We start from the raw sequence: 13708 nt of genomic DNA on the forward strand, positions 1-13708 counted from the left end.
ATAGCGCAGTCAGGGTAGGGTCCTGGCGCCCGGGCACTTGATGAGAGCAGCTGCTCGTTCCGCAATCCCGTAGACGGTTGCCATTGTGTTGGTTGCCGGTAGCGAAGGCATAACCGACGCATCGACGACCCGGAGGCCCGAGAGGCCGTGGACGCGAAGCTGGTCATCGACCACCGACTCATGAGCTTGGCCCATTGCGCACGTCCCGGCTGGGTGGAAGTAGGTGCCTACGGTTTGTTTGACGAACTCTCGCAATGCATCCCTGGTGCCAACTTGTGGTCCGGGCGCTACTTCGGCGCCACGCCAACCGTCCAATGCGCGCGCGGCCCCGATCTCTCGGGCTGTGAACAGACCCTCCACCAGAGTTTCCAAGTCGCGCTCATCCCCGAGGTAGTTCGGGTCGACGACGGGTTCCAAGTCAGCGGCTCGGCCCGCCAAGCGCACTCTGCCGCGACTGAACGGTTGTAGCGCCGAGACACCGATAACGTAGATGTTCGGTATGTCGACTCCGGCCAAAGCGCCCGTATCCACCATCAGAATCTGTAAGTCAGGAGCCGCACCGGCATATTTGGAGCGGATCACTCCCATAATCTCGCCGTGGTTGTTCCGCGGTGTCGGAATAGGCCGAGTTGCTTGATATATGACGCCGGTGAAGGGATGGTCTTGCAAGTTAAGTCCTACGCCGGGTAGGTCGCATACAACGTCGATGCCAACGTCTCGGAGATGGCTTTGCGGTCCGACACCTGAAATCATGAGTAGCCATGGCGAGCCAATTGCACCGGCGCACAGCAAGACTTCGCCTGCCATGGCGGTCAACGGAGCTTGGCCGGCGACGCCGAAGTCCACTCCGTTACAGCGACCGTTGACAAATCGCAGCCGGTGCACGAAAGCGTCCGCCACCAGGGTCAGATTCTTGCGGGGAAGCACGGGCCATAAGTAAGCATCCGCAGCGCTCTGCCGGTACCCGTTGGAGATAGTCACATCCGGTGACGCGAAGCCTAGCTCGCACCCGCCGCTCAGGTCCCCAGCCTGGCGGTAGCCACATTGCAGTGCGGCGCGCAAACCGGCCGCAAGTACCTCGTTAGGTGCCTCCACCGGCGCCACCTGCAGGGGTCCGTCCTTACCCCGTAAGGCAGCATCACCGTAGCGCGCGGTCTCGCTCGCTCTGAAGTAGGGCAACAGGTCGTCGAACTGCCAACCCGGTGGCCAATCGGCGTAGCTGTCGCGGTGGCCGCGCGCGAACGTCATGCCACTGATTGCAGAGGAACCTCCGACACCACGCCCTAGCGGGAGATGGACCGCCCTGCCGATTGCCGACTGAACAGTGGTGAGAGTCCCGCCGTCGGCCGAACTTCCTATCAACGTGGGCCATTGCGGCGGCTGCGCGCTGGCGGGCGGAAGGGTGGCACTTCCAGCCTCAAGCAACAGGATTCGGACGTTGTTGTCGTCGCTGAGCCGGCGCGCCAAGACGCACCCAGCGGTACCTGCGCCTATGACGATGAAGTCGTATGACTCGATTCTTGGCAAGGTGAAGTCCCCCCTTGAGGCTTGCAGACGAACGAATTGTGTTCGCGACGTTGACCTTCCGAATGATCAGAAGTCCGGTGACCCGTCGCTGACACCGAGCACCATACGACGGCGGCGCTGAGCCTTCAAGGCCTGAGGGACGGGACTGGTTCCCCGACCGCGTTTTCCGGCCAGCGGCCGCGTTATCGGGGTAGACCGGCCGCGGTAGCGCCCCTACCGTTTCAGTAGAAAGCCGGCGAAGGTGCCCTGTGTAGGTGCCTTCGCCGATGGCGCTGAAACCGAAGGATCAACTCTCGTGACCGTGACTGGGCCCGACACACCCGAACAGCCCCGCGGCGAGGTACCGAGCGCCGGGCCTCGGCTGCATTGACTTCCGTCGCCGTGTCCGTCTAAACCCAGCTGAGGTCACGCTCGCGTAGTTGTGAAGTGCCTGAGCTTCCGCATGCCTTGTAATACGAAGGGCCGCAACAATAATGAAAGCCTCTATAGGCCGGCGTCTGCTCAATAGGCTCTGGCTGCCCGCCGTGGTCGCCGTCGTAGCCGTCTTGGCGGGCTTCGTCATCGACTCCGCGCACGGAATCTTCGGCTCCCAGGACCGAACCCGCAGCCCGGGCAACAAATTCGTCATCGCGCAGTTCAACCCCAAACGCATCGAATACGACGTCTTCGGCGACTTGGCGGGTTGGGGGAGAGCCAGCTACTGGGATGTGAACTCCCACCCCGTGGTGGTCGACCTCCCAGCGCTGCCCTGGACACACACGGAGGTAACCGTTTTGACGACGGCTACCGCCGACATCACCGCGCAGGTGGCGGGCGGAACCGTCGGCTGCCGCATCACCGTAGACGGCCAGGTGCGCTCCGCGCACACCGCCACGGGTGACCATGCCGGCGTCTGGTGTCAGGTGCTCTCCGCATGATGGCCGACAACACTAGCTCCGCCACGCGTAAACCCCTTGTTGCGCGGACGATTCGCCGGTTCGCCGTGCCCGTAGTTCTGGCCTGGGTCGCGCTGATGATCGTCCTCAACGTGGTTGTGCCGCAATTAGAACCCGTCACCGAGGCGGGCCGGGGCCCCCTGGTCCCAGTCGACGCGCCGTCGGCGCAGGCACTCATCCACATCGGCCAGGTGTTCCAGGAATCCGACAGCAATAGCCTGGTGATGATCGTCCTGGAGGGCGAACACAAACTCGACCAAACCGACCACGTGTTCTACAACGACCTGGTCGCAAAGCTGCAGCGTGACAAGCACGTTCAATACGTGATGAACCTGTGGGGCCAGGGGACGACGGCCGCGGGCGTGCAGAGTAACGACGGCAAAGCGTCCTACACGCTGGTGCGTACCGCCGGCAATCTCGGCTCGGCGCTGTCCGACGAATCGATCAAGGCAGTACGGGACCTGGTCTCCCAGACCAAGACCCCGCCAGGGTTGCGGGTCTACGTCTCCGGGTCCGCACCGCTGTCCGCGGACATGCTGCAAGCCGGCAACGAGAGCCTGATCATGATCATGTTCGTCACCATCGTGCTCATCTCGGTCATGCTGCTGATTGTTTACCGCTCGATCACAACTGCGCTGCTCGTCCTGTTCATGGTGATGCTGGAATTGAATTGCGGGCGCGGCATCGTCTCCCTCCTGGCCTTCCACAAGCTGATCGGAATATCCGAATTCGCCTCAAACCTGTTGGTGTCGCTGATCCTTGGGGCGGGTACGGACTACGCGATCTTTCTGATCGGCCGCTACCACGAAGCGCGCCACGCGGGCGAAGACCGGGAAACCGCCTACTACTCCGCCGTGCACGGCGTGTCCCACGTCATCCTGGGATCGGGCCTGGCGGTCGCCGGCGCGACGTTCTGCCTCAAGTTCACCCGGCTCAACTACTTCAACACCTGCGGAATTCCCTGCGCGATCGCCATGCTCACCGCGGTCACCGCTGCGCTGACCTTCGGTCCGGCGGTGCTGGCGCTGGGCAGCCGCATCGGCATCTTCGAACCGAAACACAAAGCCGGAGCTGGCGTTTGGCGCAAAGTCGGCACCGTGACGGTGCGTTGGCCCGGCCGGGTTCTGCTGGCAAGTTGCGTGGTGGTGCTTGTCGGATCGCTGACGCTGCCCACCTACCATCCCAACTACGACGACCGGATCTACATCTCCGATGACAGTCCGTCAAAGCAGGGCTACGCCGCGAGCGACCGACACTTCCCGGTCAGCAGGCTAAACGGCGACATGCTGATGGTCGAATCCGATCACGACATGCGCAACAGCACGGACATGATCGCGCTGGACCGAGTGGCACGCAGTGTGTTCCACACACCAGGAGTGGGACTTATCCAGAGCGTCACCCGGCCGCTGGGGACTCCGCTTGAGCATTCGTCGTTCACCTACACCATCGGCACGATGGGCACGAAAATCAAAGAGCTGCTGCCGTTCCTCACCGACCTGAACACCCGGCTGACGGACATGGCCGACATCACAAACCGTATGACCGACCTGATGCGTCAGCAACAGGAACTGACGTCGCAACAGGCCGGCGCGGCCCATATCGCCGCCGACGCCGCACGCGGCATGAAAGAAGTCACGGATGCGCTGCGCGACGACATTGCCGACTTCGACGACGTCTGGCGGCCGATCCGGAGCTACTTCTATTGGGAGAAGCACTGTTTCGATATCCCGGTCTGTTGGTCGCTGCGTTCGCTGTTCGACGCGACCGACAAGATTGACCAGCTCGATGAGCAGATGGACAAGAACCTGAAAGCCGCCCTGATTCAGGACGCGGTGCTACCGCAACTGGTCGACTTGCTCGGCCGCAACGTCGAACAGCTCAACGAGCTGCGCCTGAAGATCCTCGCCGAGCACAGCACGATCGAGCCCCAGCTGGCCGAATTGGAGGCGCTGAGTCGGCAGATGATGGATCTGGGCTACGCATTCGACAGTTCGAAGAATGACGAGTTCTTCTACCTGCCACCGGATGCGTTCGACAATCCGTCTTTTCAGATCGATCTGAAATTCTTCATGTCCCCGGACGGAAAAGCGGCGCGATACATGATCTACCACGACGGCGAAGCGCTGACGGAAGCGGGCATTCACCACGACCAGGTCTATTTGGCCGCCGCCGAGGAGGCGCTGAAGGGCACCACGCTCGGCGGGTCTCGGGTCTATCTCGGCGGCGCCGCGACGACGTACTGGGACATCCAGGATGCCGCGAAGACGGACCTGATCATCGCGGCTGCAGCAGCATTCGCGTTGATCTTCTTAGTGATGCTGCTCATCACCGGCAGCATTATCGCCGCACTGGTCATCATCGGCACGGTGGCGTTCTCCTATTCGGGCGCGTTCGGGCTGTCCGTGCTTATCTGGCAGCACGTGCTCGGGATTCCGATGAGCTGGCTGGGCCTGCCGCTGACCTTCATCATCCTGGTAGCGGTGGGCTCGGACTACAACCTGCTGCTCATCGCCCGCTACCTCGAAGAAAGCAGGGCGGGACTGAACACCGGTCTGATTCGGGCGGTGGCCAACTCCGGCAAGGTGGTCACCACCGCTGGTCTGGTGTTCGCCGTCACCATGATGGCAATGGTGTCCGGCAAACTGATTTCGGTGGGTGAAATGGGATCCACGATCGGCATCGGCCTGCTGCTCGATACGCTCATCGTTCGTTCGTTCATCACACCGGCCATCGCCCGCCTGCTGGGGCCGTTCTTCTGGTGGCCCCGATTGATCCCGTCCCGACCGCCGAGGAATCCGGTCAGAGGCTGACGCCGCCACACGAATGATTAATCCTCGGGAGCGGCATCAAAGTCCATCACCGCGCGGATGAATTGCGTTGGGTCGTAATCGATCGCCTGATGTCCTTGCCCGGGCAAGGGCACGATCGCGGTTCCCGGTATTCGGGCCGCGAGGGCCGTGGTGGCCGCCCGGAAGTACTCGGGGCTCTCGGTGCCGAGCAACATTCGCACCGGGACAGCGATCTCGGCATGCCGCGCCGTCACGCGGTAGCCGCGGGCCTGGGTGAGTTCGCGACCGGCCGTGTGGGCGATCGAATCGGCGACGTACGGAAATTCGCGATCGGCAAGGTCTTTGATCGCCGGCCAGGGTAGCTGCAGGGTTTCGCGGTAGAACGCTTCGAGGATGGCGCGGGGGTCCGATGTCGCGGTGATCCGGGCCCAGCCCCCCGGGGAGCCGACGTCGAGGCCCGGTGACGGTATGGGTGGCTCGTAGAGCATGATGCGGCGGAAAGCCGACGTGATCAGAGCCGCTTCCAGCACCGCCAACGCCCCGTAGGAATGCCCGACAACGTAGACACTTCCGCCCAGCGCCTCGGCGAGGGCCGTCACATCCTCGGCTTCGCGCGTCAGGCTGTAGGGTTTCACCTCGGCCGTGCTCAGTCCTCGTCCGCGGCGGTCCATCGCATAGACGGTGTAGTGCTGTGCCAGCGCCGGTGTGACCGAGGCCCAACGAGCACGTGTGCCGGTGCTGCCGTGCACAAGCAGCAGGGGCGGGCCCGCGCCGACGGAGTCGTAGCCGATCGTGGTGCCGTCGAGTGAGATCACGGTTGCCATATCCATTGCAACGCCCATGCGGGCTCGCATTGAGCTTTCGCAATGCGCCATCTAGTCCACAGAAACGGACGCCTTGTCGTTGCAACGGCATGCGTGGCACGGGGGCGTTGTTGACTGCGCTGACGGTCGCGACGAAAGGGAAAGGTGTCGAATGAAACTCGGGCTTCGTCTGCCACAGCGATTGGGAATCGACCTGCAACACGACCTGGTCGAGGCGGCTCGCACCGCCGAGGCGGCCGGCTACGACAGCTTGTGGACGTACGAACGCCTGCTCTTCCCGCGAACTCCCGTCGAACCCTATGCCGGATCGAACGAGCCGTGGCCGGAACATTCGCGACAGGCCGCCGACCCCTTGACCGTGCTGACCGTGGCGGCGGTGGTGACAGAGGAGGTGCGTCTGGGTACGTCCGTTCTGGTCGCCGCCCTGCATACACCCGTACAACTGGCGAAAACCCTTGCCACATTAGATCGGATCAGCGGCGGCCGGGTCGTCGCGGGCCTCGGGACCGGCTGGGCGACTGATGAATTGCAGGCCACGGGCGCCACCCGCGCGGACCGCGGCCGCTTCCTCGACGAGACGCTAGACGTCTTCGATGCCGTCTGGGCGGCGGACCCGGTCAGCTTTCGGAGTCCTCGCGTTGTCATCGACGACGCCGCGTTCCTGCCCAAGCCCGTATCGAAGATCCCGGTGCTGTTGGGCGGCGGCGGCAGCAACCTAGGCCGCGGCACCACCTCGAAAGCCGTGCGCCGCATCGCCAACCGCGCCGACGGCTGGCTCCCGGTAATGACCACGCCGGGGTCGACGGGAGCCGCGGAACTGCGCGCCGGCTGGGACCGCATCCGGCAACTGGCATCCGAATGCGGCCGGGACGCCACCGGGATGCAGATGATCGTGGTCGGAAACGTCACTTTTACCGACCGTCCGGCGGGGCCGGACCGAGCGGCGTTCGTCGGCACTTTGGATCAGATCATGGACGATGTGGCGACGGCGGCGGCGGCCGGCGCCGACGAGCTGATCGTGGATCTCAATCTGCAGGACTGGTTCACCAGTACTCCCCAGATGCTCGAGACGGCGTTAGAAATTCGGGATAGGACCGCGGCGTCATGATCGAGGGTCTGCGCATCCGGACCGACACCTCAGATCCGCACGAAGCGAGAAGCCGACTCGCAAGTGTCTACTGCCCCCACCGCCTCACCGTCCGCGGCGGCTCTTCGGCGTTCCGCGCCCGCCACGCCGAGGGTGGTGCCGCGGGGCTCGGTGTTTACTCGCTGTCGTTCGGGTCCGGCATCACCTTGTTGGAGTCGCCGCCATTCGACGACTTCGTCCTGGTGTCGCAGCAGATCACCGGGCGGCTCGCGGTCCGGGCTGACAGTGGGGACCGGCTGCTGTTGCCCGGGCAGCATGTGGTGCTGGATGCGCACACGGCGTATCGATTGCGCTGGGAGGACAACTGCCACCTCTTTCATGTGCGGATCGCCCGCCGCGATTTCGAGACGGCGGTCGCGGAGCTTATCGGAGCCCAAGGATCCGGGGCCGTGCGATTTCCGTTGAGCTGGCGTCCGTCAAAGCCCGGGACGGTCGCGGTGGCGAAAATCATGCATTTGCTGCTCCGCAATGCCGGACCGGACGGGCTCCTGAGCTCCGGTGCGTTGCTTCGCGACCAGCTGCGCCGGACGCTGGTGGCCAGCCTGATCGAGGCCTACCCCGGCGCCTTCCCGTCGCCAGGTGAATCTTCTAGCGGCGAAGTCCGACCGCCGGCTGTCCGTCGTGCCGTCGCCTACCTCGAGGACTCCGTCGAAAAATCCACCGAGAACATCCGAATCGATGACGTCGCGGCCGCGGCGCAGTTGAGCACCCGCGCCCTCCAGGACGCCTTCCGCAAGCACCTGGACACCACGCCGATGGCATATCTCAGATCGATCCGCCTCGCTCGGGCGCACGCCGATCTGCGGCGATCAGCTGTCGATGAAGGCACCACTGTGGCAGCGATCGCACACCGATGGGGCTTCGGAAATCTCGGCCGATTCGCGGCCGACTACCGGCGGGAGTTCGGCCGGTCGCCGAGCGAGGTGCTGCGCACGTCGCGGTGAGTTCGCGACACCCGGTCCCGGGATGCGCGGTCTGCCCAGGTCAGCCCCGCAGGGCTGTATCGTGCTTTTCGTGGTGAGAATTCCCCGACCCCACCCCCCAGGCACGAACGCCGGGGTGAAAGTCGACGCGCGCAGCGAACGTTGGCGCGAACACCGCAAGAAGGTGCGCAGCGAGATCGTCGACGCGGCGTTCCGTGCCATCGACCGCCTGGGACCCGAGCTCAGCGTCCGCGAGATCGCCGAAGAGGCCGGCACCGCCAAGCCGAAGATCTACCGGCATTTCACCGACAAGTCCGATCTCTTCCTGGCCATCGGGGAGCGGCTGCGGGACATGCTGTGGGCGGCGATCTTCCCGTCGATCAACTTGGCCACCGACTCGGCTCGCCAGGTCATCCAGCGGGCCGTCGAGGAGTTCGTCAGCCTGCTCGACGAGCACCCCAACGTGGTGCGGGTCTTCATCCAGGGCGGCGGTTCCAACGCCCAGTCCAAGGCGACCGTGCGCACCCTCAAGGAGGGCCGCGAGATCACCCTGACCATCGCTGACATGTTCAACAACGAACTGCGGGACATGGAGCTCAACGCCGCCGCGTTCGAGCTCGCGGCGTTCTCGGCGTTCGGCTGCGCGGCCTCGGCCACCGAATGGTGGCTGGGCCCGGAGCCCGACAGCCCTCGATCGATGACACGGGAACAGTTCGTCAACCAGCTGACCACGATCATGATGGGCGTCATTGTGGGCACCGCCGAGACGCTCGGCATAGTGCTGGACCCCGACAAGCCGATCCACGACGCCATGCCGGCGGCGCTGCCGTGAGCTGAACCTCAGCGGCGTTGACATCGCCGGGGAGATCGATAACACTCGATATACCTGATACCCCGGGTACTGGGTATTCGCAGGTCCGGTACGGGGTATCTGCATGGCAGTCGGCGCGCGCCGGCCAAGATCGGGCACAACAGGAAGACTCACCATGACTGAAGTCGTCTCACCGGCGGCCGACCAGGCGGAGAAACCGCGAGCTTTGCCGAAGCATGCCCGCGTCGTCATCATCGGGACCGGGTTCTCGGGCCTGGGCATGGCGATCGCACTGCAGAAACAGGGCGTGGACTTCATCATCTTGGAGAAGGCCGACGACATCGGCGGCACTTGGCGGGACAATAGCTACCCCGGGTGCGCGTGCGACATCCCGTCCCACCTTTACTCCTATTCCTTTGAGCCCAAGCCAGACTGGAAGAACCCGTTCTCCTACCAGCCCGAGATCTGGGATTACCTCAAGGGCGTCACCGACAAATACGGACTGCGTCGTTACATCGAGTTCAATTCCCTGGTCGAGCGCGCCTACTGGGATGACGACGAGTACCGCTGGCATGTGTTCACCGCCGACGGGCGCGAATTCGTCGCGCAGTTCTTGGTCTCGGGCGCCGGCGCGCTGCACATCCCGTCGTTCCCGAACATCGAAGGGCGCGAGGAATTCGCGGGACCCGCTTTCCATTCGGCTGAGTGGGACCACAGCGTCGAGCTGACCGGCAAACGGGTGGCGATCATCGGCACCGGTGCCAGCGCGATCCAGATCGTGCCGGAGATCGTCGGTGATGTCGCCGAACTGCAGCTCTACCAGCGCACCCCGCCGTGGGTGGTGCCCCGCTCGAACCCGGAGATCCCGCGACCTGTCCGCTCGGCGATGGAGAACGTCCCCGGGCTGCGGGCGCTGGTGCGCGTGGGAATCTATTGGGCGCAAGAGGCGCTGGCGTTCGGCATGACCAAGCGCCCCAATGCGCTGAAATTCATTGAGGCGTACTGCAAGTGGAACATCTGGCGGTCGATCAGGGACCGTGAGTTGCGCAAGAAGCTGATCCCGAACTACCGCATCGGGTGTAAGCGCATCCTGAACTCCTCGACCTACTATGCCGCGCTCGCCAGCCCGAACGCCGAGGTGATCACCGATGGCATCGAGCGGATCACCCGCGACGGAATTGTCACGGCGGACGGGCGTGAGCGCCCGGTCGACGTCATTGTGTACGCCACCGGCTTCCACGTCACCGATTCCTACACCTACGTCGACATCAAGGGTCAGCACGGCGAGGACCTGGTGGACCGGTGGAACCGGGAGGGCATTGGCGCCCACCGCGGCGTGACGGTGGCCGACGTGCCGAACCTGTTCTTCCTGCTGGGGCCCAATACCGGTCTGGGACACAACTCGGTGGTGTTCATGATCGAGTCCCAGATCCGCTACGTGGCCGACGCGATTGCCAAGTGCGACAAGATGGGTGCTCAGGCGCTGGTCCCCACGCGCGAGGCGCAGGACCGATTCAACGATGCCCTGCAGGAGCGGCTGACGAGTTCGGTGTGGAACAGTGGCGGCTGCAGCAGCTGGTACCTCGACGAGCACGGCAAGAACACCGTGCTGTGGGGCGGCTACACCTGGGAGTACTGGCGGGCGACCCGCTCGGTGAAGCCCGAGGAGTATCAGTTTCTGGGGGTGGGTAAAGGGGCCCGCAAGGCCGTTGCGTGACGGCGCTGCCTAGCGTGGATCACTAACGGCGACAACCGGATTCGGTGCCTGCGACCGCGCCTTTTTGGCGATGGACCGCAGGTTGGCTCGCACGATGCCGTCCAGCACCCGATCGGATACCAGGCGGCTGATGCGCACCAGGATGGCGGCGTCCCGACCGACGGTGTAGCGGGTCTTGGGCCGCGAAGAGGTCGCGGCCTTGGCGATCACCTTTGCGGCGTGTTCGGCCGGCACGCCCACCTCCGTGAACGAACGGGCCTGTGCCGTAACGGCTTCGATCAGATCGCCGTAACGCGCCAGTTGGGCGCTGGTCATGTCCGCCTGTAACACCTCGCTGGTGGCGATCCCGCGCTCTGGCATCTTGGTCTTCACCGCGCCGGGCTCGATCACCACCACTTTGACGCCGAGCCCCGCGACCTCACGCCGCAGGGCGTCGCTGGCCGCCTCCAGCGCGAACTTCGATCCGGCGTAGGCGCCGTACGTCGGCAAAACCACCTTGCCGCCGACCGAGCTGATGTTGACCACCGTGCCGGAGCTGGTGATCAGCGCGGGCAACAGCGCCTGGGTGATGGCGATGTGACCGAACAGGTTCACTTCGAACTGCTTGCGCCACTGGGTTATCGGCAGCGCCTCCAGTGGCGCGTTGACGGCGATCCCGGCGTTGTTGATCAGGGCGCGCAGGGGACGCGGGTCGCTCGCGATACGGTCGGCGATGGCGGTGACATCGTGGTCGACGGTGATGTCGAGGATGACCGGTTCGATCCCGTCGGCACGCAACCCGTCGGCGTCGGCCTCGCGGCGAACGCCGGCCAGCACGTGGAAACCCCTGCGCGCCAGTTCTTTTGCGGTGGCAGCGCCAATGCCGGTGGAAGCGCCGGTCACCAGAACGAGCTCGTTGCGGTTGGGTATCGAGGAATTCATAGGGGTCTCCGTCGAGTGAGTGCATCGTTTGAGTTGACGCTGTCATCTCAATCTAGCGGTTATGTTGACGTTGTCAACTCAAAAGAGCGGCTTATGCTCGGCGGGTGACGACTCGAGCGGAAAGCGCTGCGGCCACCCGCCGTTCGCTGCTCGAGGCGGCCGGTGTCCTGCTCGACCGCGGGGGAGTCGAGGCGGTGACCTTGCGCGAGGTGGGCGCCCGCAGCGGTGTGTCGCGCTCGGCGGCGTACCGCCACTTTGTCGATAAGGAATCGTTGCTCGGTGTGCTTGCCACGAACGCGTTGAACGAACTGGGCGACGCACTGGAGGAGTTGGTGGCCGGCGATGGCCCGCCCGCGGATGCCCTGCGCACCGCGCTGCTGTCGCTGATCGGCATCGGCCGCGACCGGCCGCACCTGTACCGGCTGATGTTCTCCATGCCGAAGGGCGATCCCGCCGCCGCCGCGCAGGCAGGTCAACGCGCGCAGCGCCTGTTTCTCGACCTGGTCGGTCGGATCACCGGGGCGGAGCGGGCGAGGCGGTATGGAGCGCTGCTGTTGGCCAGCGCTCACGGCATTGCGGGCCTGGATCTCAGTGGGCATATGGACCTGGACAAGTGGCACACCGACGCCGCCGAACTGGTCGATACGATGATCGCGTTGCTGCCCCGCGAGGGGTAGCCGCACGACACGCAAACACAACTTATTGTGTTCCCGCCGCTTGTCGGACCCCAGGGGTAGTGTTTGGGGTCCAAGGCAAGACAGCCCAATCGTCCTGGTGAAGTGGGGTTTCAGGTGACTGGTAGTGCAAAACTGATCGACCGCGTCTCTGCGATCAACTGGAACCGGCTGCAGGACGAAAAAGACGCCGAGGTCTGGGACCGGCTGACCGGAAACTTCTGGCTACCCGAGAAGGTGCCGGTGTCCAACGACATCCCGTCCTGGGGCACGCTGACCGCCAACGAGAAGCAGCTGACCATGCGGGTGTTCACCGGTCTGACGATGCTGGACACCATTCAGGGCACCGTGGGCGCCGTAAGCCTGATTCCCGACGCGCTAACGCCGCACGAGGAGGCGGTGTACACCAACATCGCGTTCATGGAATCGGTGCACGCCAAGAGCTACAGCCAGATCTTCTCCACGCTGTGCTCGACGGCCGAGATCGACGACGCGTTCCGCTGGTCGGAGGAGAACCCCAACCTGCAGCGCAAGGCGGAGATCGTGCTGGAGTACTACCGCGGGGACGAACCGCTCAAGCGCAAGGTGGCCTCCACGCTGCTGGAGAGCTTCCTGTTCTACTCCGGCTTCTACCTGCCGATGTACTGGTCGAGCCGGGCCAAGCTGACCAACACCGCCGACATGATCCGGCTGATCATCCGCGATGAGGCCGTGCACGGCTACTACATCGGCTACAAATTCCAGCGCGGGCTGGCGCTGGTCGACGAGGCCAAGCGGGCCGAGCTCAAGGACTACACCTACGAGCTGTTGTTCGAGCTGTACGACAACGAAGTCGAGTACACCCAGGATCTCTACGACGAGGTCGGCTTGACGGAGGATGTCAAAAAGTTCTTGCGCTACAACGCGAACAAGGCGCTGATGAACCTTGGGTACGAGGCGCTGTTCCCGCGTGACGAGACCGACGTGAACCCGGCGATCCTGTCGGCACTGTCGCCCAACGCCGACGAGAACCACGACTTCTTCTCCGGGTCGGGTTCGAGCTACGTGATCGGCAAGGCCGTCGTCACCGAAGACGAGGACTGGGACTTCTAGCGACCGACGGGAACTAGCTCCCGCCCCCGCCCCCGCCCTCGCCGCCGAGAGCCACCCCGCCGTTTGCGGCATTAGCGCCGCCCCCGCCGCCGCCACCGCCGATGCTGGCTTTGCCCCCGGCACCCGGGGTGGCGGTCGCGGCCGCAGACGAGCCGCTACCGTCCACGCCGTCGTTGCCCCCGCCGCCGATGGTCTGGCCGGTGCCGCCGGCTCCGCCCGGTCCGCCGGCCGCGTTACCGCTGTTGATGATGGCGCTGCCGCCCTGGCCGCCGCCCCCGCCCGGGTTGCCGGGGATCGCGGCACCACCGCCGCCACCACCGCCCGCGCTGGCGACCCCGGAGGGACTGT

Annotated in this window: 12 protein-coding genes; 8 read left to right on the top strand and 4 right to left on the bottom strand. The window is 64.6% G+C overall.

Features of this window, described 5'->3' with window-relative positions:
* Window positions 1–9 precede the first annotated feature (9 nt).
* A complete protein-coding gene (locus BN972_RS06595; RefSeq protein WP_036354248.1) occupies window positions 10–1527 on the bottom strand; it encodes a GMC family oxidoreductase in 1518 nt (505 codons plus the stop codon).
* A 473-nt stretch (window positions 1528–2000) separates the two neighbouring features.
* Between BN972_RS06595 and BN972_RS06600 the strand changes: the two genes are divergently transcribed.
* Both BN972_RS06600 and BN972_RS06605 read left to right on the top strand, forming a co-directional pair.
* On the top strand, window positions 2001–2444 hold the full coding sequence (locus BN972_RS06600; RefSeq protein ID WP_036354252.1) for an MmpS family transport accessory protein: 444 nt from the start codon (window positions 2001–2003) through the stop codon (window positions 2442–2444).
* The gene (locus tag BN972_RS06605; RefSeq protein ID WP_036356772.1) at window positions 2444–5272 is read left to right on the top strand and encodes an MMPL/RND family transporter; all 2829 of its coding nucleotides are present in this window, start codon (window positions 2444–2446) and stop codon (window positions 5270–5272) included. Before BN972_RS06600 ends, BN972_RS06605 begins: the two co-directional genes overlap by 1 nt.
* A gap of 17 nt (window positions 5273–5289) precedes the next feature.
* Here the strand turns inward: BN972_RS06605 and BN972_RS06610 are convergent, their stop codons facing one another.
* Window positions 5290–6081 carry an alpha/beta fold hydrolase gene (locus BN972_RS06610; RefSeq protein ID WP_051545098.1) on the bottom strand — a complete coding sequence of 264 codons (792 nt, stop codon included), beginning with the start codon at window positions 6079–6081 and terminating at the stop codon, window positions 5290–5292.
* 145 nt (window positions 6082–6226) lie between these two features.
* Here BN972_RS06610 and BN972_RS06615 point away from each other — a divergent pair, with 145 nt between their 5' ends.
* The 4 genes from BN972_RS06615 (at window position 6227) to BN972_RS06630 (ending at window position 10673) form a co-directional block, all read left to right on the top strand.
* Complete coding sequence (locus tag BN972_RS06615) at window positions 6227–7183, top strand: TIGR03619 family F420-dependent LLM class oxidoreductase (RefSeq protein ID WP_036354258.1); 957 nt, start codon at window positions 6227–6229, stop codon at window positions 7181–7183.
* Window positions 7180–8166 carry an AraC family transcriptional regulator gene (locus BN972_RS06620; RefSeq protein WP_036354261.1) on the top strand — a complete coding sequence of 329 codons (987 nt, stop codon included), beginning with the start codon at window positions 7180–7182 and terminating at the stop codon, window positions 8164–8166. Before BN972_RS06615 ends, BN972_RS06620 begins: the two co-directional genes overlap by 4 nt.
* Window positions 8167–8236: 70 nt before the next feature.
* Window positions 8237–8977 carry a TetR/AcrR family transcriptional regulator gene (locus tag BN972_RS06625; RefSeq protein WP_036356775.1) on the top strand — a complete coding sequence of 247 codons (741 nt, stop codon included), beginning with the start codon at window positions 8237–8239 and terminating at the stop codon, window positions 8975–8977.
* Window positions 8978–9131: 154 nt separating this feature from the next.
* Window positions 9132–10673 (top strand): flavin-containing monooxygenase, encoded by a 1542-nt coding sequence (locus BN972_RS06630; protein WP_036354265.1) that lies wholly within the window; start codon window positions 9132–9134, stop codon window positions 10671–10673.
* A 9-nt stretch (window positions 10674–10682) separates the two neighbouring features.
* Here the strand turns inward: BN972_RS06630 and BN972_RS06635 are convergent, their stop codons facing one another.
* A complete protein-coding gene (locus BN972_RS06635) occupies window positions 10683–11594 on the bottom strand; it encodes an SDR family oxidoreductase (RefSeq protein ID WP_036354268.1) in 912 nt (303 codons plus the stop codon).
* 104 nt (window positions 11595–11698) lie between these two features.
* On the opposite strand from BN972_RS06635, the gene BN972_RS06640 reads away from it, so the two are divergent.
* Window positions 11699–12271: a TetR/AcrR family transcriptional regulator gene (locus BN972_RS06640; RefSeq protein WP_036354271.1), complete on the top strand. Its 573-nt coding sequence runs from the start codon at window positions 11699–11701 to the stop codon at window positions 12269–12271.
* 114 nt (window positions 12272–12385) lie between these two features.
* Window positions 12386–13360 carry a class 1b ribonucleoside-diphosphate reductase subunit beta gene (gene nrdF, locus BN972_RS06645; protein WP_036356778.1) on the top strand — a complete coding sequence of 325 codons (975 nt, stop codon included), beginning with the start codon at window positions 12386–12388 and terminating at the stop codon, window positions 13358–13360.
* Window positions 13361–13373: 13 nt separating this feature from the next.
* Here the strand turns inward: nrdF and BN972_RS29490 are convergent.
* A partial coding sequence (locus BN972_RS29490) for a hypothetical protein (RefSeq protein WP_051545100.1) occupies window positions 13374–13708 on the bottom strand: 335 nt, incomplete at its 5' end.

It is taken from the genome of Mycobacterium asiaticum DSM 44297 (assembly GCF_000613245.1).
Lineage (GTDB): Bacteria > Actinomycetota > Actinomycetes > Mycobacteriales > Mycobacteriaceae > Mycobacterium > Mycobacterium asiaticum.